Source organism: Paraburkholderia caffeinitolerans (genome assembly GCF_902859945.1).
Classification (GTDB): Bacteria; Pseudomonadota; Gammaproteobacteria; order Burkholderiales; family Burkholderiaceae; genus Paraburkholderia; species Paraburkholderia caffeinitolerans.
The window spans coordinates 175,718-195,442 of sequence record NZ_CADIKL010000001.1; the positions used below are offsets into that span (position 1 = coordinate 175,718).

General features: G+C 67.5%; 18 protein-coding genes. 5 read left to right on the forward strand and 13 right to left on the reverse strand.

All coding sequences use genetic code 11. From position 1 onward, the window contains the following. Positions 1-7: 7 nt before the first annotated feature. From HV773_RS00735 to HV773_RS00755, 5 genes are read right to left on the reverse strand one after another with little or no spacing between them, the layout of a single operon-like run. Positions 8-865 carry a sulfite exporter TauE/SafE family protein gene (locus tag HV773_RS00735; RefSeq protein ID WP_175194001.1) on the reverse strand — a complete coding sequence of 286 codons (858 nt, stop codon included), beginning with the start codon at positions 863-865 and terminating at the stop codon, positions 8-10. A gap of 43 nt (positions 866-908) precedes the next feature. Beyond that, positions 909-2,600 (reverse strand): bifunctional protein tyrosine phosphatase family protein/NAD(P)/FAD-dependent oxidoreductase, encoded by a 1,692-nt coding sequence (locus tag HV773_RS00740; protein WP_175194003.1) that lies wholly within the window; start codon positions 2,598-2,600, stop codon positions 909-911. Positions 2,601-2,618: 18 nt separating this feature from the next. Further along, positions 2,619-3,068: a YeeE/YedE family protein gene (locus HV773_RS00745; protein ID WP_175194005.1), complete on the reverse strand. Its 450-nt coding sequence runs from the start codon at positions 3,066-3,068 to the stop codon at positions 2,619-2,621. 1 nt (position 3,069) lies between these two features. Next, complete coding sequence (locus HV773_RS00750; RefSeq protein WP_175194007.1) at positions 3,070-3,525, reverse strand: YeeE/YedE family protein; 456 nt, start codon at positions 3,523-3,525, stop codon at positions 3,070-3,072. Further along, on the reverse strand, positions 3,522-3,887 hold the full coding sequence (locus HV773_RS00755; RefSeq protein WP_129561314.1) for an ArsR/SmtB family transcription factor: 366 nt from the start codon (positions 3,885-3,887) through the stop codon (positions 3,522-3,524). The genes HV773_RS00750 and HV773_RS00755 overlap by 4 nt, the downstream gene beginning before the upstream one ends. 130 nt (positions 3,888-4,017) lie before the next feature. Between HV773_RS00755 and HV773_RS00760 the strand changes: the two genes are divergently transcribed. After that, positions 4,018-4,917, forward strand: coding sequence for an MBL fold metallo-hydrolase (locus tag HV773_RS00760; RefSeq protein ID WP_175194009.1), 900 nt, complete (start codon positions 4,018-4,020; stop codon positions 4,915-4,917). A gap of 64 nt (positions 4,918-4,981) precedes the next feature. Here HV773_RS00760 and HV773_RS00765 read toward each other — a convergent pair whose 3' ends face one another. Then, a complete protein-coding gene (locus tag HV773_RS00765; RefSeq protein ID WP_175194011.1) occupies positions 4,982-6,085 on the reverse strand; it encodes an acyltransferase family protein in 1,104 nt (367 codons plus the stop codon). Between the two features lie 234 nt (positions 6,086-6,319). Between HV773_RS00765 and HV773_RS00770 the strand changes: the two genes are divergently transcribed. Next, the gene (locus tag HV773_RS00770) at positions 6,320-7,288 is read left to right on the forward strand and encodes a quinone oxidoreductase family protein (protein ID WP_175194013.1); all 969 of its coding nucleotides are present in this window, start codon (positions 6,320-6,322) and stop codon (positions 7,286-7,288) included. 6 nt (positions 7,289-7,294) lie between these two features. On the opposite strand, the gene HV773_RS00775 is transcribed toward HV773_RS00770, so the two are convergent. Then, positions 7,295-7,747 (reverse strand): host attachment protein, encoded by a 453-nt coding sequence (locus HV773_RS00775; protein WP_175194015.1) that lies wholly within the window; start codon positions 7,745-7,747, stop codon positions 7,295-7,297. 270 nt (positions 7,748-8,017) lie between these two features. On the opposite strand from HV773_RS00775, the gene HV773_RS00780 reads away from it, so the two are divergent. Continuing rightward, positions 8,018-8,683, forward strand: coding sequence for a pyridoxamine 5'-phosphate oxidase family protein (locus tag HV773_RS00780; protein WP_175194017.1), 666 nt, complete (start codon positions 8,018-8,020; stop codon positions 8,681-8,683). 122 nt (positions 8,684-8,805) lie between these two features. On the opposite strand, the gene HV773_RS00785 is transcribed toward HV773_RS00780, so the two are convergent. Together HV773_RS00785 and HV773_RS00790 are read right to left on the reverse strand one after the other, a co-directional pair. Next, positions 8,806-8,940: an entericidin A/B family lipoprotein gene (locus HV773_RS00785; protein WP_035526646.1), complete on the reverse strand. Its 135-nt coding sequence runs from the start codon at positions 8,938-8,940 to the stop codon at positions 8,806-8,808. 148 nt (positions 8,941-9,088) lie between these two features. Continuing rightward, positions 9,089-10,195, reverse strand: a complete 1,107-nt coding sequence (locus HV773_RS00790; RefSeq protein WP_175194019.1) for an MraY family glycosyltransferase — start codon at positions 10,193-10,195, stop codon at positions 9,089-9,091. Between the two features lie 183 nt (positions 10,196-10,378). Between HV773_RS00790 and HV773_RS00795 the strand changes: the two genes are divergently transcribed. Continuing rightward, positions 10,379-11,497, forward strand: coding sequence for a PLP-dependent cysteine synthase family protein (locus HV773_RS00795; RefSeq protein WP_175194021.1), 1,119 nt, complete (start codon positions 10,379-10,381; stop codon positions 11,495-11,497). A 120-nt stretch (positions 11,498-11,617) separates the two neighbouring features. Here HV773_RS00795 and HV773_RS00800 read toward each other — a convergent pair whose 3' ends face one another. Together HV773_RS00800 and HV773_RS00805 are read right to left on the reverse strand one after the other, a co-directional pair. Next, on the reverse strand, positions 11,618-12,970 hold the full coding sequence (locus HV773_RS00800) for a glycoside hydrolase 5 family protein (protein WP_246282156.1): 1,353 nt from the start codon (positions 12,968-12,970) through the stop codon (positions 11,618-11,620). A gap of 2 nt (positions 12,971-12,972) precedes the next feature. Next, the gene (locus tag HV773_RS00805; protein ID WP_175194023.1) at positions 12,973-14,478 is read right to left on the reverse strand and encodes a flippase; all 1,506 of its coding nucleotides are present in this window, start codon (positions 14,476-14,478) and stop codon (positions 12,973-12,975) included. 255 nt (positions 14,479-14,733) lie between these two features. Between HV773_RS00805 and HV773_RS00810 the strand changes: the two genes are divergently transcribed. Further along, a complete protein-coding gene (locus HV773_RS00810) occupies positions 14,734-16,602 on the forward strand; it encodes an alpha/beta hydrolase family protein (protein ID WP_175194025.1) in 1,869 nt (622 codons plus the stop codon). A gap of 24 nt (positions 16,603-16,626) precedes the next feature. Here the strand turns inward: HV773_RS00810 and HV773_RS00815 are convergent, their stop codons facing one another. After that, positions 16,627-17,070 (reverse strand): nuclear transport factor 2 family protein, encoded by a 444-nt coding sequence (locus tag HV773_RS00815; protein WP_175194027.1) that lies wholly within the window; start codon positions 17,068-17,070, stop codon positions 16,627-16,629. 86 nt (positions 17,071-17,156) lie between these two features. After that, positions 17,157-19,724, reverse strand: coding sequence for a glycosyl hydrolase 2 galactose-binding domain-containing protein (locus tag HV773_RS00820; protein ID WP_377731416.1), 2,568 nt, complete (start codon positions 19,722-19,724; stop codon positions 17,157-17,159). Between the last annotated feature and the right edge of the window lies 1 nt (position 19,725).

The window sequence follows — 19,725 nt, forward strand, 5'->3', positions numbered from 1 at the left end:
GCCTGTTTCAGATCCCGCCCGCAAGCGCGATCGCATGAACGGCCTTCACGGCCATGCCTAGCGCCACGCAGCCCGCGAACACCGCGAACGACTGCTGCAGCCGCGCACCGCTCACGTGCCGCGCGAAGCCGCGTCCGCCCAGCATGCCGGCGAGCGCGCCCGCCGCGAATGGCAGGGCGTTGAGCCAGAGCATATGGCCACTGGCCGCCGATGCGGCCACGCCCGCCGTCGAGACCAGCGCGATCACCGCGAGCGAAGTGGCCACGATGCCCTGCATCGGAATATCCGACGCGCGCTTGAGCGCGGGCACGATCACGAAGCCGCCGCCCACGCCGAGCAGCCCCGAGAGAAAGCCGGCCGTCGCGCCCGAGAGCGCGAGCGCCCGCGCGCAGGGAGCGGTCCAGTCGAGCTTGCCGCGTTCGAGGTTCAGGCGGCACGGCAGGTCCGATGGGCAGGGTTCTGCGCCGCCGTGCAGGTCGTGCGCATCACCGTTTTCCTGACCGCGCTTTTGGCGGAACATGCGCCACGCCACGCGCGCCATCACCAGTGCGAACACGAGCGTGAGCGGCGCGTCGGGCACGCGGTGCGCGACCCACAGCCCCGCGGGCGAGATGACCGCGCCGGTGGCGGCCATCAGCGCGGCGGCCTTGTAACGCACCTTGCCTTCGCGCAGCGCGAGCAGGGCGCCGATGCCCGCCGCGAGCGCGACCGCGAAGAGCCCGATGGGCGCGGCTTGCGCGACGCCGAGCCCGAGGCCGAACACGAGCAGCGGCACGGCGACAATGGCTCCGCCTGCGCCCGTGAGCGCGAGAATAAGCCCGACGACCGAGCCGAGCGCGGCGCTCGCGAGGGTGGTGGGGTCCATGGGCGGTGGTCTCCTTGTCGACCAGAGTTGGCGCTTTAGCGCTTCAGTGTTGCGCCTCGGACGCCTGCGCCCCGGTGAACCACTCGCGGCCCTTGAGCATGCCGCTCCAGTAAAAGCGCGGCAGCACGGTGGCCTTGAGGAACCACATGAGGCGGCGCGGCCGCGTGGGTTCGAGCGCAAAGGTGGGCAGCAGCTTGCCGCCGTAGCCGAACTCGGCCAGCACGACCTTGCCTTTCTCGACTGTGAGCGGGCACGAGCCATAGCCGTCGTAGCGGTAGCGCGGCGGCTGGCCCGCGCGCACGGCGAGCAGGTTCTCCGCGACGATCACCGCCTGCTTGCGCGCCGCCGCCGCCGTCTTCGCGTTGGGCGCCGAGCATACGTCGCCGAGCGAGAACACGTTGAGCCAGCGCGGATGCTGGAGCGTGGCGTGATCGACTTCGCACCAGCCCGCCGCGTCGGCGAGCTCGCTGTCGCGGATGAAGTCGGGCGGCACCTGCGGCGGCACCACGTGGATCATGTCGAAGCGCTTTTCGATGCGCGTGACGTTGCCGTCGGCGTCCTTCGCTTCGAAGGTGGCGCGGCGCGCGGGCCCGTCGATGGCGACGAGATTCGACGAGAACGCGAGCTTCGCGTCGTAGCGCTTCACGTACTCCATGAGCGGCGGCACGAAGGTCGGCACGCCGAACAGCACCGCGCCGGCGAGATCGAATTCCACGTTCACCTTGCTGAGCACGCCGCTTCTGAGCCAGTGGTCGCAGGCCAGATACAGGGCCTTTTGCGGCGCGCCCGCGCATTTGATCGGCATGGCCGGCTGCGTGAAGAGCGCCGTGCCGTCGCGCATGTTCTGCACGAGCTCCCACGTGTAGGGCGCGAGATCGTAGCGGTAGTTCGAGGTGACGCCGTTCTGGCCGAGCGTCGCTTCGAGCCCGTCGATGCGCTCCCACGCGAGGCGCAACCCGGGCGCGACGATGAGCTGGCGGTAGGCCAGGGTCTCGCCGTTCGAGAGGCGCACGAGGTCCGCATGCGGCTCGACGCGCTCGGCCGCCGCGCGGATCCACGTCGCGCCGCGCGGGATCACGCTCGCCATCGGGCGGCGCGTTTTCTTCACGTCGAAGGCGCCGCCGCCGACGAGCGTCCATGCGGGCTGGTAGTCGTGGTGATCCTTGGGCTCGACGATCGCGATGCTCAAGCCCGGCTGGCGGCGCAGCAGGCTCGCGCACACGCTGATGCCCGCGGAGCCGCCGCCGATCACGACGACGTCCCAGCGCTTGCCCGTGCCGCCCGCCGCGGCGGCTTTGTCGCCGCTTTGCGCGGCGTTTTTGTCAGCGGCGTTATCCGAGTCCCATGTGGCGGCGGCCGGGTGGCCCGCCTCGACCGGCGCGGGAACGGGATGGGCTTGCGCGTTCGCCTGCGCGAACTGCCACAGATTGGTCGCGCGGTTGCCGGTGCGGCAGTACGCGAGCACGGGGGCCGGCATGTCGGCGAGCAGTTGCTCGAAGCGCGCGACTTCGTCGGGGCCGATCTTGCCGGGCGTGACGGGCAGATACGCGAATTGCAGGCCAAGCTGCTTCGCGGCTTCGCGGATCTGGGCCGAAGCCGGTTGCGTGGGGCCGCCTTCGCCATCGGGCCGGTTGCAGATGATCGAGCGGTAGCCCGCTGCGGCAATCTCGGCGAGGTCGGCGGGCGTGATCTGGTCGGCGCTGGCGAAGCGCGCGTCGTGTTGCACGATTTGCATGGACTCAAAAACTCCTGACTAGCTTGAAGATTGACGGCGCTGCGCGGCCACGCGCTCGAGCGCGGCGAAGAGCGCCATGCCCGCGAGCATCGCGGCCACGAAGAGCCACGCGCGCGGCTGGCCGCTCGCGGCGCTGACGAGCGCGGGGCCGGGGCAGAAGCCCACGAGGCCCCAGCCCGCGCCGAAGACGAGCGCGCCCGCGATCAAACGTGGATCGATGCGGCGTGCCGTGGGCAACTGCATGGGCGCGCCGAGCACGCTGGTGGAACGAGCGCGCGCGAGGCGAAAGCCGATGCCCGCGATGGCAATGGCGCCCGCCATCACGAAGGCGAGCGATGGATCCCAGCGCCCGGCCAGATCGAGAAAGGCTAGCACCTTGGCCGGGTTCGCCATGCCCGAAACGATCAAGCCGAGGCCGAAAAGCAGGCCGCTGGCGAAGGCGACGAAGTTGCGCGGGGTGTTGCCCATCTCAGCCTCCCACGAGGTGGCGCACCGCGAACACGGTGACGAAGCCGGCGGCCATGAAGGCGCCGGTGGCGGCGAGCGAGCGCAGCGAGCCGCGCGCGATGCCGCACACACCGTGGCCGCTCGTGCAGCCCGAAGCGTAGCGCGTGCCCAGGCCCACCAGCAGCCCGGCGACGACGAGCGTGGCGGGCGAGGCATCGATGGTGGGCGACAAGGCCGAGCTGCCGGCGCCGCAGACAAGCCGCCAGAGCCACGGCGCGGCGGCGAGGCCGGCGATGAACGCGAGACGCCAGGCGCGCCCCCCGAGTTCCGCGCGCGCGCCTTGCAGCAGCGTGCCGACGATGCCGCTGATGCCCGCGACGCGCCCGTTGCCGAGCACGAGGAGCGCGGCGGCCGCGCCGATCATGAGGCCGCCGGCGAGGGAGGCGAACGGCGTGAAGTGGGCGAGGTCGAGGCTCATGCCGAAGGCTCTGCCGGCGAGTCCGAACGTACCGCAGTTGCCTTCAGCCGCCCGCAGTAAAGGCTGGAAAGCGTCTGCATGACCTGGATGACCTCGTGACTCGCGAGGCGATAGTAGATGTACTTGCCTTCGCGGCGCGTCTCGACGAGGCCCTCCTCGCGCAGCACGCCGAGATGCTGCGAGAGGCTCGGCTGATGCACGCCGACCAGCGCTTCGAGCTCGCCCACGTTGCGCTCGCCTTCGGTGAGCTGGCACAAGAGCAGCAGGCGGTCTTCGTGCGCGAGCGCCTTGAGCAGCGCACAGCACTTCTCGGCGGATTCGCGCAGCGCCTCGCGCGCTTCAGAGGTGAGTGATGGGTTCATGTATGTAGGCGTCCGACGCGCAATGGAGCGATGAGCACAGAGGTTGACGTGCACCAACCGACAGTTCATTGACAAACATTATATCAATTAATAATATGTCGTTCAATAAATCGTAGGCCAGGAGTTTCCGATGTCCGAGTCCGCCCCCGTCGCGGTTACACCCGCTACCCCCGCCACGCTCGTCGAGCCGCTCTTCGACCCGGTCACGTCCACCGTCACCTACGTGGTGCATTCGGGGCGCGGTTCGGCGTGCGCCATCGTCGATCCGGTGCTCGACTACGACCCGAAGTCGGGGCGCACGTCCACGGAATCGGCCGACCGCGTGGCCGCGTTCGTGCGCGAGCACGCGCTTTCGACGCAATGGCTGCTGGAGACGCATGCGCACGCCGACCATCTTTCGGCAGCGCCGTACCTGAAGCAGCAACTGGGCGGCAAGATCTCGATTGGCGAGCACATTCGCCACGTGCAGGGCGTGTTCCGCGCGGTCTTCAACCTGGGCGCGACAGTGACCGCCGACGGCAGCGAATTCGACCACCTCTTCAAGGACGAGGAGCGCTTCGAAGTCGGCCCGCTCGCGGCGCGCGCGATGCACGTGCCGGGGCACACGCCGGCGGACCTCGCGTATCAGATCGGCGACGCGGTGTTTGTGGGCGACACGCTGTTCATGCCCGACGTGGGCTCGGCGCGCTGCGACTTTCCGGGCGGCGACGCGCACACGCTGTACCGCTCGGTGCGCAAACTGCTGGATCTGCCGGGCGAGACGCGCCTCTTCATGTGCCACGACTACCCGCCCGAGTCGCGCGGCCCGTGCTTCGAGACCACCGTGGGCGACCAGCGCCGCGCCAACATCCACCTGAACGACGGCGTGACCGAGGAAGCCTTCGTGCAGATGCGCACCGCGCGCGACCGCACGCTTGCCATGCCCAACCTGATCCTGCCGTCGATCCAGGTGAACATCCGCGCAGGGCGCATGCCCGAGCCCGAAGACAATGGCGTGCGCTATCTCAAGATTCCGTTGAACGCGCTCTGAAAAGAAGGGAAATGTGGGCAGGAAGCCGCTGCGCATGGCGCGCCGATCGCGCGCGCTTCGCAAGTCAGCCTGCGTCGTGTTTGACCGGGACGTTGCGCGGCGCTTCTTCGTCGGCGCTCACGCGCGTGCGGTTCAAGCCGGCGTTTGCGGATCGGCGCAGCGATATAGCCGGTACCGACTGCAGCAGCCGGCGTGCGCGCGCGTGCAGCGGCTTGTCGACGAGCACGTAGAGTGCGCCGCCTACCGCAGTCGCCATGACGATGATGACCACCACGCCAAGCGGCGCAGTGGCCTCGAAGCCTGGAATCGCTTTGGGCAGCAGCTTGCGCGCGGCCTCGACGCAGTATGGATGGCTCAGATAGACGGCATAGCTGGCGTTGCCGACGAAGATCGCTGCGCGCGTCGACAGGCCCGAGCCCATTGCCGATTCGAGACTCAGGCTGCAGGCGACCATCAGGCAAGCCGGAATGCCGTAATACAGCAGCATGTAGTGCGAAACGCCGTGCCAGTTCACGTACGCCATCCATACAAAGGCAGCGACCGATATGCCGATGGCCAGCACGGGTTGGTTCGGCAGACCGAATTTCCAGAGCCGGTAGATCACGAAGCCGAGCGGGAATTCGAATATGCGTGGATCCGAATAAAATTCGGCAATCGCACTGTGCGTACGCCATGCCGTTGACGCGCAAAAAATCGCGAAGATCAGCGCGGCCACGAACGGCAGCCGGTGACGGCGCGTCAGCATCAGCGAAATGACCGTCACCGCGTAGAACAGCATTTCGTAGTTCAACGTCCAGCCGACGAACAGCATCGGAAAGATTGCGCCGCTTTCCTTGCGATAGGGAATGAAAAGCAGCGACTTCAGCAGGCTTTCGAAGTTGGCCGTCGTCGAATTGAACAGGGAAGGCGCGATGAGGGCGCTGCCGAATACGGCAAACGTCAGCAGCCAGTAGAGCGGGACGATGCGGGCAATGCGGTCCGTGAGGAAGCGCCGCGTCGTCATCTTGGGGCTGTCCAGCACGAGCGCGATGACGAAACCGCTAATCACGAAAAAAATATCTACGCCGAATTCGCCGAACGTGTGCCCGGTCGGCGCCATGATGTGAAAGTAGATGACCGTGGTGGCGGCAATCGCGCGCAGCACGGAGATGGACTCCAGCTTTTTCATGTTTGGATGCGGTCTGCGTGTTCGTGGCTATTCTGACATTTCGGGGCAGCCGCAAAGGCGCGGTTTTGTGCGTGACCGTACGCAATCCGGTAATTGGCGGGATGCAGGCGTACGCTGCGCGTTGCGGCGTCGGCGCTGCTCGCTTCTTGTCCGAAATTCGAAAGCATCTGTCTACTCGACTGCATGCCGGCAATCTAGACGCCGTTTCATGCATGATCCACGCGGAGTCACCCCATGAAAGCCATCCAGTTCAAGACCTTTGGTACGCCCGACGTGCTCGCGCTCGTCGATCTGCCCACGCCTGCGCCCGCGCCCGGCAGCGCGCTCGTGCGGGTGAAGAGCGCGTCGGTCAATCCGAGCGACGTGAAGAACGTCTCAGGCCATTTCGATCACACCGTGCCGCCGCGCGTGCCGGGGCGCGATTTCAGCGGCGTGGTGACGGCGGGCCCGAACGACTGGATCGGCGCCGAAGTCTGGGGCACGGGCGGCGATATCGGCTTCACGCGTGACGGCACGCATGCCGAGTTCATCGAGATTCCGGTCGAGGCGCTCGTGCGCAAGCCCGCGTCGCTCACGCATGCGCAGGCCGCGTCGATCGGCGTGAATTTCGTGGTGGGGTGGCTCGGCACGGTCGATTACGCGCAACTGGCCGAGGGCGAGACGATCGCCGTGATCGGCGTGTCGGGCGGCGTGGGCGGGGCGGTCACGCAGATCGCGAAGGCGCGCGGCGCGCGCGTGATAGGCATTGGGCGCGAGGCGCCGGCTGCGGAGTCGCCCGCGGCGCGCTTGATCGACGTCTTCGTGCCGATGGACGCCGACACGGCGCAGCGCGTGCGCGAGTTGACCGGTGGCGCGGGCGCGGATGTGGTGTACGACGCCGTGGGCGGCGTCGCGTTCGAGCTGGCGCTTGGGCTGGCGAGGCATCGCGGCCGGGTGGTCGAGATCAGCGCCACGGGCAAGCGGCGCGTCGAATTCGACCTGATCGACTTCTATCACAACGAGACGCAGCTGCTGGGCGCCGACAGCGCCAAGCTGGGCGTCGCCGAGGCCGCGCCGATCATGCGCGCGCTCGCCGAGGCCTTCGACGCGGGGCGCTTCGTCGCGCCGGTCGTAGCCGCGCACTATCCGCTCGAACGCGCGCGCGAAGCGTATGAGGCGGTTGCGGCGGGCACGCAGGGGCGCGTCGTGATCGATATCGGCTGATGCGCTTCAGACCTGCGCCCGCACGAGGCGCTCCGGAAAATGCGTGCGCAGCGCGCGCACGTCGAGCAGCACGAGGTCCTTGTCGAGCTCGAGCGTGACGAGGCTGCGCGTTTGGGCATCGAGCGCTTTGCGCAGCGCGCCGAGGAACGCCGGCGGCGCGGCCAGCACGAGCGTGCCGTAGCGGCCCGCGTGGCGCGCCTGGCCCAGCGTGGTCGCGACCTGTGCGGCGAACAGGCTGGTCTCGCGTTCATGGTGCGTGGTGTCGGGATCGCTCTGCTGGCGGCCGGCGGAGGAGCGCTCGGTGCGCCCCGAGCGGTCGGTTACGAGGCTCTGCTCGCGCACGCGGCTTTCCGGATGGAGCAGGGTTTCGATTTCCTCGATGGCGCCCAGCGGGCTTTCCGTCGCGAAGATACGTGCGGTCACGCGGTTGGCGACGACGACCCAGATCATGTTCGACATGCTTGTCTCCCTGCCGGTGCCTCGGCGCAACAGACGGCCGAAGCGGTGAGTGGACTCGCGCGGCGCGGCGCGGCGCGAGTTTCAAGGGTAGCGCGTTCGCGGTTTGCGGTGGCGCGACATGGCCGAGTGCCGCGTCGGATTCGCCCCGATCCGCAGCACGTCCGCGTCTTTCCGGATTTCGGGAGGATGATTCCAGCAGATGCCGGATTCTGTTTCCCTGCGGAAGGATCTATCTTGCAGGCTCCAGAGTACGCAGCGAAGGAGCCGCAGATGAATACGTCCGCAATCCGCTATTCGAGCGACATCGCGTTTACGCCCACCGTGAAGGCCATGCAGACACAGCTCGGCTCGCGCGACCTCTATGCTCGCATGGAAACGCAGCGCGGCTTTGGCACCGACCTCACGGCGGACGTGAGCGCGTTCATCGAGGCGCAGCGCAGCGTGTTCCTCGCCACCGCGAACGCCGACGGCCAACCGTACATCCAGCATCGCGGCGGCCCAGCGGGTTTCTTGCGGGTGCTTGACGCGCGCACGATCGCGTTTGCGGACTTCATCGGCAATCAGCAATACATCACGCTCGGTAATTTGACGGACAACCCGAAGGCGTATCTGTTCCTGATCGATTACGCGCGGCGCAGGCGTATCAAGATCTGGGGCGAGGCGCGTGTCGAGGAGGATGCGGCGCTGGTCCAGCGGCTCATGCCGGCGGGCTACAAGGCGCGCGCCGAGCGGGCGATCCGCTTCACGGTGACGGCATGGGACAGCAATTGCCCACAGCATATTCCGCAGCGCTTCGAGGCACCGGACGTGAAGGCGGCGCTCGACGAGCGCGATGAACGGATCCGCGAGATGGAGACGGCAGCGCAGCGGCGCGAGGCGCGCGTGCGGGAACTGGAAGCGGAGGTGGCGCGGCTGCGGGAGTTCGCGCGCGGCTGAGGGTCAAACTGAGGGTCAAACGCGCTGCAAAAGAAGCAGCGAAACGAGGCAGTAAAGCGACCGGAACCGGCGCGCACATCGCTTAAGCGTTGTATGCGGCCGGTTCCGGCGTTCCAGCAGGCTTACTTGGCTTTTTCAGCCGAATTCGTGATGGCGTTGCCGCCCTTCGAAAGATCCTGACCGAAGCCGGCCATCGTGTTGCATGCGGCCAGCGTGACCGTGAAGAGAGCGAGAGCAATCGCGAGATAACGGCGCATTTTGGTTTTCCTTATGTTTACGGCGACGAATGTTCGGGCGCCCGCAGGGCCGGCCCGGCGGGGCCTGCGCGGCGCGTGGCGGAATTGTACGTGCGATCCGTGGACGCATGCGTAAGCACATGTTTCCCCGATATTTGTCCCTATTTGCTCAGATCCGCCGCTGATGCTTGCGCACCACGAGCCACTTCGGCGAGCGAAACCTCACGATGCTCACATAGAGCCAGACGTAAGTGAGCGCAAACACCACCACGAAGCAGAACAGGTGCAGCGTGTGACGCCAGAACAGCGTGGCCGGAATCACGGCCACGAGGCACAGCAGCCACAGGTAAGGCGAGGTGAGCGAGTTGCGGCGCGTGAGCTCGCGCGCGGTGCGCGCGCCGACGGCCCAACGCATCAGCCGCTTGTAGACCAGCATGTGCAGGTGCACGCCATCGGGAATGCCCGGCGACATGCCGCGCACGAACTTCTTCCGGTAGATCGAGAAGCAGGTTTCGAAGATCGGGTACATGAAGAGCAGCACCGGATACCACGCCGAGACGTCGCGGTTGCGCATCACGAGCAGGATTGCCAGCTCGCCGAGCATGAAGCCGATGAAGTACGCGCCGCCGTCGCCGAGAAAGATCAGGCCTGCCGGGAAGTTCCAGATGAAGAAGCCCAGCACCGCGCCCATCATGATGAACGAGGCCGAGAGCACGACCGCGTCGTGCACCTGGAACGCCACGTAGGCGAGCGAGGCGAACATCATGAACGCGACCATCGAGGCGAGGCCGTTGAAGCCGTCGATGATGTTGATCGCGTTGGCGAGCGCCGCCACGGCCAGCACGGTGACGACGCACGAGATCGCGGCATACGAGAGCAGGAAGTCGAGCGGCGGCACGCTGATGCGCGTGACCGCGATGTCGAGCAGGAAGTACGCGAGCGCGGCGGCGGCCATCGTGCAGATGAGGCGCGCGAGCGGCGAGACTTTCTTGGTGAGGTCCTCGACGAGCCCCGAGGCGAACGCGGGCAGCCCGCACGCGACGATGCCGAGGATGCCGCCCGACACGGCCGGATACGTGAAATGCAACTGCACCGCCGCGACCACGAGTCCGACGAGAATGCCGGCGCCGCCGATGCGCGGAACGGGGCGCGCGTGGAATTTCTGCACGCCCGCGAGGTCGGAGTCGACGGAGAATTTTTCATGCAGATGCGCGTAACGCACGATCAGCAGCGTGACTAGCAGCGAGACAAGAAAGCCGAGTGCGAAACTAAGCATGAAAGGTGAACGCAGGGCAGGAAGACGGAATCCACGATTATACAAAGGCGGCGTGGCGCGCCTGATGCGCGGCTTGTGCCGAAGTCATGCGGGCATGCAGCTTCGACACCCGGCGCGCAGCTTCGGTGCCGGGCACACACCCTTGTGCCATGATGGCCGGACCTTCTTTTGCCGGAATCCGCCATGCCCCATTCCGCCTGGGTTCGCGAAGCGATCCGCAAGATCGACGCGGACTTTAACCGCTCCGCCGACACCCATCTCGTGCCGCTCGACCTGCCGGGCTACCCCGATCTGCGCTTCTATTTGAAGGACGAGTCGAGCCATCCCACCGGCAGCCTCAAGCACCGGCTCGCTCGCTCGCTGTTTCTTTACGCGCTGTGCAACGGCTGGCTCTACGAGAAGAGCACCGTGGTGGAAGCATCGAGCGGCTCGACCGCGATTTCCGAAGCCTACTTCGCGCGCCTGCTCGGGCTGCCGTTCGTCGCGGTGATCCCGGCCAGCACCTCGCGCCAGAAAATCGAGGAGATCGAGTTTTACGGCGGGCGCTGCCATCTTGTAAACACGTCCGCGGAGATCTACGACGAGTCGCACCGCATCGCGCAGGCGCTGGGCGGCCACTACATGGACCAGTTCACCTACGCCGAGCGCGCGACCGACTGGCGCGCCAATAACAACATCGCCGAATCGATTTTCCGGCAGATGACGGCCGAGGAACATCCCGTGCCGGCGTGGCTCGTGTCGAGCGGCGGCACCGGCGGCACGATCGCCACGCTCGGGCGCTACGTGCGCTACACGCGGCACCTGACGCGCGTGCTCTGCGCCGACCCGGAGAATTCCGTATTTTTCGACTATTTCCGCAGCGTGCTGGCGGGCCGGCCCGAAGCGGGGCTCACGCACGACACTGGCTCGCGCGTGGAAGGCATCGGCCGCCCGCGTGTGGAGCGCTCGTTTATTCCCACCTGCATCGACGCCATGGTGAAGGTGCCTGACGCGCTGTCCTTCGCGGCCATGCGCTATCTGGCGGGGCGGCTCGGCAAGCGCGTGGGTGGTTCGACGGGAACGAACTTCGTCGGCGTGCTGTGGCTGGCCGAGCGCATGAAGGCGCGCGGCGAGTCGGGCTCGATCGTGAGCTTGCTGTGCGACAGCGGCGAGCGCTACCTGTCGACCTATTACGACGACGCGTGGTTCGCGGCGCAAGGTATCGATCTTGCGAGCGCCGAGGCGTGGATCGCGCGGGCTGTGAATGGGGAGCCCGTGTTCGCCATGAGCGGCGCGGGCGGGGTGCAGTTCGCCGGGCTGTAAGGCGAGCGGCGCACGCCGAACGTGAAGGCGGATTTCAAATGGCGCATGTTTCTCTACGCCGCGTGCCCAGGCGTGTACCGGCCGTTTTTTTCGCTGCGTTAGAACTGCAGCATTAGTGGCTCACGCGCCCGGCGTGCCCGCGAGCGTGACTTCGAGCAGCACGACGTGATCGGGCACCTCCACCGCGAGCCGTTGCAAATCGGCGTGCGTGGCGAGCGGCGTGGCTGAAACGGTCGGATCGTAGAGCGCGACGCGGCCTGCCTTCGCGCCGAAGTCGACTTGCACACTCACGGGCGGCGCGTTCAGCGGCTTGCCCGTTGCCCGGTCCCAGAACGGTGCTTCGTTCCAGAGCGCGATGAAGTAGCGCCCATCGCTGCGCGTGAGCAGCAGACTGCGCGCCGATTGCGGCATACCGCTCAATACGCAGGATGACGAAGCATTCGGCGAATTCGCATTAGCCGCGCCTTCAGTGGCATTCGCGCGCAGGATCGCGGTGAGATTGCGGATCGCGCTGGCCGAGGGCTTCGGCGTATGGTCGTAGCGGAACAGGCCGTAGTGCATCTCGTTGTTCTTATGCTGCGGATCGGGTTTTTCGTCGAGCAGTTCGTAGAGGTAAGTGCGCGTGACGCCCAGGCTCGCCGCATCGAACAGGCCGTTGAGCACGCCTTTCGCCTGGGTCGCTTCATCGACGCCGAGGCTGTTCCAGCCCGCCTGCGGGCTCGAAAAATAGCCGAATTCCGTGAGCACGATAGGCAGTTGATACTTGCGCACGCTGTTGATGGCCCACGGCAGCCAGAGCGCGCCGTTGGCGTTGTACGCGGGTTGATCGCCGTTTTGCGGATAGACGTGATGATTGGCGAAGTCCGCGGCGTTCGCGCGCGTGTCGACCTTCGCGATGCCGTAGCCGGTCATGTCGTAGACCGGCACGCCCTTGAGCTGCGCGCTGCCGTGCACGTGCGCGTAGATCGCCCGTTGCGCGGCGAGGCCGGCGGCGTCGCCCTTGAGGCCGTTGTAGGTTATCGGGAAATTGTCGATCTCGTTGGGGCCTTCCACGGCGGCGATGCTGTCGGGCGCGAGCGCGGCGAAGCGGTCGAGCTGGCGCAGCGAGTTGTCGATATCGCCGAGTATCACGAAGTTGAACTTCGCGCCGTGCTGCGCGAGCCAGAGGTAGCTCGACAGCGGAATCGACTCGGCCGGCGCGCCTTCGCGCACGTGGTGCACGCCGGCCCATGCGAGATCGTCGCTGACCTTGCGCACGTCGGCGTAGGCGCCATCCGTGAAGTTGATGTGGATGGTCACGCCGATGGAGTCGAGCAGGGCGTCGGCGCTGATGGCGCGCGTCTGCTGCGCGGCGAGCGCGGCGGTGAACGGCGGCGCGCTCAGCGTGGTGAATAGCGTGATGACCAGCGCAAAGCCGATCGTCACGATGAAGCGCGTCGCGCAGGCCGCTGCTTGCATGGCGAGGCCTCGCATGCTCACTGGCCTTGCGCCCAGCGCCGCGTATGGCTGCGCATCGACGCGAACAGGCCCAGCACGCGCGCGCACGCTTGCGGCTCGGCACGCGCGGCCCACACCAGCGCCACGAGGGTCATGCCGATCCAGCAGCCGATGCTCGGCCACGTGAGCGGCGCGAACAGCAGTGTCGCTACGTACGCCGCCGCGATGATCAGCGCGGGCACCAACAGCATGCGCGCCGGGCGTGCGCTCAGGTGCGCGGCGCGCAATAGCAGCACGCCGTCGAGCAGGCAGCGCGCGCTCCACGCGAGCGCCGCGCCGAGCACGCCGAAGGTGTGCAGCGCCCACCACAGCAGCACGAAGAACGGCACCATTTCGTAGACCTGAAAACGCGCGACGATGCCGGGCCGGCCGGTTGCCTGCAGATGGCAGCCCACGAGGTTCGCGAGCGAATTGATCCAGATGCCGACGAGAATCGTCTCGCCCACCGACATGGCGTGAGAGGCGAACTCCGCGCCCACCCACAGCGACAGGAACGGATGCATGAGGAACATGCCGAACACGACCATCGGCGTGAGCGCGGCGGCGAGTCCGCGTATCGCGCTGGCCGACAACTCGGCGGCGCCGGCGGCGTCGAGTGCGGAGAGCCGTGGAAACAGCGTGCGCGAGATGACGATCGGAATGACCCGCACGCGCCCGGCTAGATTGAACGGCACCTGATACCAGGTGACCGCCTGGGGCCCGAGCGCGTTGCCAATCATCATGCGGTCGGCGGTTTCGAGCAGCGGCTGCGCGAGGCTCGTCACGCTGATCCACGCGCCGTACGAGAACAGCTTGCCGACCCAGACGCGGCGCGGGCCGCCCGCGAAGCGCAGCGGAAACACGCGCCACACGACGACGACGTTGAGCAGCAGCGCGGTGACGCCGGCCACCAGCGTGCCGTACACGAGATAGCGCAGGTTCGGCCCGAACAGCAGCGCCATGACGAGCGGAATGGTCTGATACATCAGCGTGACCGGCAACTGCACCGCGTTGAGCGTGCCGAAGCGCTCGCGCCCGATCATCGCGCCGTTGAACACGCTGATGAGATTCGAGAGCGGCACGAGGCAGGCCACGCAGGGCAGCGCGGGCAAGAGTTCGGCGCGCAGGTCCTGCCCCATGTCGAAATAGCCGATCAGCGCGTGCATGAGTGCGAAGAGCGCGACGCCGCCGGCGAGCCCCAGCGCCGCGTTCAGGATCAGCGCGGTCCACAGCACCGATTCGCGTTCGGCGGGCGTGGCGTCGGAGAGTTGCGCGATGCGGTTCGAGGTGGCCGAGGACAGCCCCAGATCGAGAAAGCCGAAATAGCCCTGCACCATCCAGACGATCGCCAGCACGCCGTAGCGCGCCGCGCCGATTTGCTGGAGATAAATGGGCGTTGTCACGAGCGCGACGAACATCGGCAGAACGCTGCCGCCGAAGTTCAGCGCGGCGCTGCGCTTGAGGCTCGGCTTTTCTCTCGGCGGGGGACTGGGCTTGTCGGTCATGGTGTGGTCGGATTGCAGGCGGAGGCGTACGTGCGCGTACAGGCACCTCCTCGCGCTTCGGTCGATAAGCGCGTGCCGCTCATTCTGGACGAGACATGCATGCGCGTTTGTGCGTCGGCGCACGGAGCCGCGAGGCGCAAAAAATTAAATTTGCCTTACATCATTCCATTGCGCGCCATGCCATGGCGCCGCATGCATTGCTGAGTTTGCCCGGGAGCGGGCCGCCGGCCACGCCATTGAGGGAGGAAGCATTCCATGGTTCCTGTCGTTTTTGAAGGCGCTTTCGGCTGGCTGCATCCGGCCGGGGGCAGCACGGGCGTCGTGCTGTGCAATCCGTTTGGCTATGACGCGCTGTGCACGCACCGCGGCTGGCGCAAGCTGGCCGAGCGGCTCGCGGCGGCGGGCATGCCGGTGCTGCGCTTCGACTACCCGGGCACCGGCGACGCCGAAGGCATGGAGGACGACCCGGGCCGCGTGGAGGCATGGCTCGCCAGCGTGGCCGCCGCCGTGAAGCATCTGCGGGCATGGACTGGTGTGACGCGCGTGGCGCTCGTGGGCTTGCGCCTGGGGGCCACGCTCGCGGCGTTGAGCGCAGAGCGGATGCTCGGTGTGAGCGAGCCCGGCGTGGACTCGCCCGGCGTGGACTCGCTGGTACTGCTCGCGCCACCCGTCACCGGCCGCCGCTATATCCGCGAGTTGCGCGCGCACCGGCAGGGTTGGCTGAGCACGTCGGCGGGCATGGGCGCGGCGCCCATCGCCGACGATGCTGGCTACGTGGAAGCCTTCGGCTTCGGCCTGCACGGCGAGGACATCGCCACGCTCTCGGCCATCGATCTGATGCGCGACACGCGCGCGCCCGCGCGGCGCGTGCTGCTGCTCGACTCGAGCGGCACGAACCTCGCTGCCACACTTGCCGCGCATTACACGCAGCACGGTGTGCAGGTCGAACAGGGCGGTTTTGAGGAATCCGACCGTTTCATGCTGGAAGCGCTCTATAGCGAGGAACCTGTCGACGCGTTCACGCGCGTGAGCGCCTGGCTTGCCGAGGACGCGCAACGCGCCGCCGCCGATCAGTCCGCGAATCTCGCGAATCTCGTGGATCTCGCGCCGGTCGAGCCACAGCCGCATCTGCGGCTCGCGCGCCACCGCGCGACCGAGCGGCCCGTGCGCTTTGGCCATTGCTTCGGCATTCACTGCGAACCCGACACCCCCCGGCCCGATGCGCCTGCCGTGCTGTTCATCAACACGGGCGCGGCGCATCACATCGGCGATGGTCGCATTGCGGTGCTGCTGGCGCGGCGGCTCGCGGAGCAGGGCGTGGCCTCGCTGCGCATGGACGTCGGCGGCCTTGGCGACGCGCAGCCGTCGGCGCCCGAGGTGACGCTCGACTGGCTCTATTCCACCGCGCTGCGCGATGACGCGGCCAGCGGCGCGGACTGGCTCGTCGCGCGTGGCCATGCGCGCGTGGCAGCCTTCGGTGTGTGCGGCGGCGCATTCGTGAGCCTGCACGTGTGCGCGCTGCATCCGAACGTGGTGGCCGCGTATGGCGTGAATCTGCAGAAGTTTACGTGGGACGGCGCGGGGCGCTCGCCGGGCGAGCAGCGCGTGGTCTCGTCGAAGACTTATCTGCACGCCGCGTTCAGCGCCGACAAGTGGAAGCGCGCGCTGCGCGGCCAGACCGACAGCAATCCGCTGCGCATCGCCACCGTGCTCGCGAAGCGCATCCTGCGTCGCGCGGTGTTCGCCTTCGCGCATGCGATCGAGCGCAAGACGGGACGGCCCGTTGCCGCCAACGAGGCGCGCACGCTGCTGGGTGACATCGATGCTAAGCAGGTGCGGTTGCGCCTCGTGTACGGCGAATTCGACAGCGGCCTCGAAGAGGCGCGCTTGCAGCTTGGTGCGTCGTTCGCCGCGTTGCGCGCCGTGGCGAACGTGCGCGCGATGACACTGCCGCGTCTCGACCACGCGCTATTCACGCGCGAGTCGCGCAATGCCGTGATGGACGATGTCGAAGGGTGGCTGCGTGCGGAGTTGATGCGCGAAAGCGCGCACGCCGCCGCGGGCGTGAGCGATGGCGCCGCGCTTGCCGCAGCGGGGGGCGCGGTATCGGGCGCGGCGGCTTGAATTCGCTCGTCCGTGCGCGGCCTGCTATGCAACCGTTGCGTTCAGGTGATGGCTCAAGTCGCCCGTCATGTCCATCAGCGAGTAGTCGCGAAACGAAAAGCGCCACACGCCTTCGACGCGCTCGAACTCGTCACGATAACGCCCGGCCGCAATGGGCTGCAGCGCAAAGCCATCGGTCGCCTGCAAGACCGTGTAGTACGAGCGGGCCGTTGCGCGGTGCGCCTGCTCGTCTATTTCGATGATCGGATTGGTGACGATGTGTTTGGTCCGTGGCGTGCCGCAGGGATAGCGCTTAACGAGGCCATGCAACAGCCGCAGGAAGTCTTGCGCGCCAAGCAGATCGCTTTCGTCGCGTATCTTCAGGCGCGCGTGCTGGAACAGCGCGGCCGCGCCATCCCAGTCGCCGCTGTCCATGCATTCGGCGTATCGGTACAGCAGGTTGCTGATTTGCAGCGCGCTATCGCTCATGTCCGCGTCCATCGGCTAAAGGGGATGGCAAGAACATAGACCGGCAGGCTGCGTGCTGACTTCCTCCGAGTGGACTAGGTTCGGCGTCAGCGATAAAACACGGGCGCCGTTGCGTTGATCGCGCGAACCTCGCCATCGGGCGCAACATCAGGTGCGCCTGCTTCGAGCGGCACCAGATCGATCGCAACAGGCCGGTTCGGCGGCAGATGAAACCAGTCGCGCCGCGCGCGGTAATGCGCGTCGGCAATATGCACGCAGCGCGCGAAGCGTTGCGCTTCGATCACGAGCTGCCAGCCGCTTTCGATGCGTTGCGGCGTTACGGCGATGCCCAGGTCGTGCCGCTCATGCGCGCGCCGCTCGGGCAAATGAAACGCTTCCGAAACAATCGCGCCGCTCGCCGGGTCGCGCAGCGTGGCGATCGTCACGTCGTGCGCGCGCGGCCCGAAACGGTACGCGTGCGTGAGGTCGAAGAAGCGTCCGAGCAAATCGGCGGCGCTCACGCGCTGCACGCTGCGCGGTGCGAGTTCGACCGTGCGCGAGCCCCGCGCGACTGTCACCGCGCCGTCGCGCAGGCAGACGAGTTCCAACTGCGGCGCGAGCGCGTGCGCACCGTCGTTGACGAGGTGGATGTCGAGGCCGTTGAGCCCCTCGTCGGTAATCACGGCCTGCACCGGCTGGAGTACCTGCGCGAGCCCATGCCACGCGCTCTTGGGCCGGCCGAGCGCGTCGATCGTCCCCCAGCCCGCGCCCGCGCGCAGGTCCTGCAATTGCCACACGAGCCCGCCGCCGCACGATGAGCCGGCGCGGCGCCATTCGGCGAACACGTCGATCATCAACTCGGCCACCACGGCGCGCGAGAGGTCCAGATAGCGTTGCGGGTCTTCGTAGCGCACCTGCGAGGGCTCGATGCCAAAGAGCGCGCGCACGTAGTGGTCGCGCACGTCGTCGAAATCCCAGCCCGAGCCGGGGTCGCGCGGCACGGCCGCCTTCCAGCGCGGGTCATGCGCGTGGATCGTGCCGAGCGCGTCGTGCAGGGTGGCGTCGTCGGGCACGTTCGCGAATGCAAGGCACTCCGAAGCAAATCGCACTTGCGAGCGGCGCACGTCGTCGAGCGGGCGCTGATAGGCGCTCACGCCGTAGTAGTGCGTGACGCCCGTGCGCGTCGAGAACGGCCAGGTGCCGCCCGAGGGCGAGTTGCTCACATAGGGCACGTCGGGCCGCTCGCGCGCGACGATGGCGGGCAGTTGCTGCGTGAACAGCGCCTGCTCGCGCATCTCGGGCGGCAGGCCGAACATCGCGCCTTGCTGGTCGGCCTCGCTGCCGCCGCAGAGCACGGCAAGCGCAGCGAAGCGGCGCGTACGCGCGAGAAACTGCGTGGCCTCGGTCTCGACGGCGGTCGTGAAGGCCGCGTCGGTCGGGTAGTCGAAATTGGCGAACGCGAAGTCTTGCCAGACGAGGATGCCGTGCGTGTCCGCGAGCCGGTAGAACGCGTCCGATTCGTAGACCATCGTGCCGCCCACGCGGATCATGTTCATGCCCGCCTCGCGCACGAGCGCGAAGGTGTGTTCGAGCTGTTCCTGCGTGCCCGTGAGCGTTGCGAGGTCGGCGCTGGTCCAGCACGCGCCGCGGCAGAACACCGGCACGCCGTTGATGCGCAGCGCGAAGCCCGCGTCATCGGGGCCACGTTCCACTTCGATGGTGCGAAAGCCCACTTCGCCCAGCCCGATGTCATGAAGCACTGCGTCTCGCGTCAATTGCAGCGTGATCGCGTGGCGGGTGGGCGCGCCGTGCGTATGCGGCCACCAGCGTTCGGCGCCAGGCACGCGCAGCGTACCGCTCAGCGTGTGCGCGTCGCGCCAGGCGAGCGCGGCTTGGGCCTGTGCGCAATGGAGCTTCGCGGCGGGCGCGTCGTCGTGAGCGTGCACGAAGCGCACGGCGACCTGCACGATGCCGTCGTCGCCTTGCATCGATGTCGAAAGGTCGACGCTGTGCAGCGCGTCGGGCGCATCGGCGAGCAGTTCGATGGGCCGCCATGGGCCCACGGCCGGCAGCGAGGGGCACCAGCCCGGCATGCGCCCGAGCAGCGTCGTGCGCACGTTGCGCAACGTGGCGGGCGTGACGAGGCGCGGACGCCAGCGCGCACGCGTGCGCCGCGCGGCGAGCGCGGCGTCGAGCGTGCGAAAGCACAGCGCGAGCGTGGCCGTGCCGCGCAGTTCGAATTCCACGTCGTGCGCGACGAACATCGAGTCGGAGGTGAGCAGCAGGCGCTCGTCGAGCCAGACCTCGGCGATCGAGGCGAGGCCGTGCAGGCGCAAACGGCGCATGCCGTGGCCCGTGAGCGTGAGCCGATACCAGTGATCGCGCGCGGAGTAGGGGGCGGGGTGTGCCGCATCGAGCTTGCCCGCCGCGCGCAGCGCCGAGGCGATCGTGCCCGGCACCGCGGCGTCGAGCCAGTCTTCGGCGCGCGTGGCCGCATCGAGCGCGGCGGGCGATGCGCACGCGCCAGGCGGCGTAGAGACGCATCGCCATCCCGTGTTCAGCGGTGTCGGCCAGAGGTCGTCGTGCGCAGGCGCATCGGCGCAACGCGGCGCGAGCGCGCCTTGATTCGGCCCGCTCGCGCCTGGTTCGTCGATATCGTTCGGCAGATTACGCACG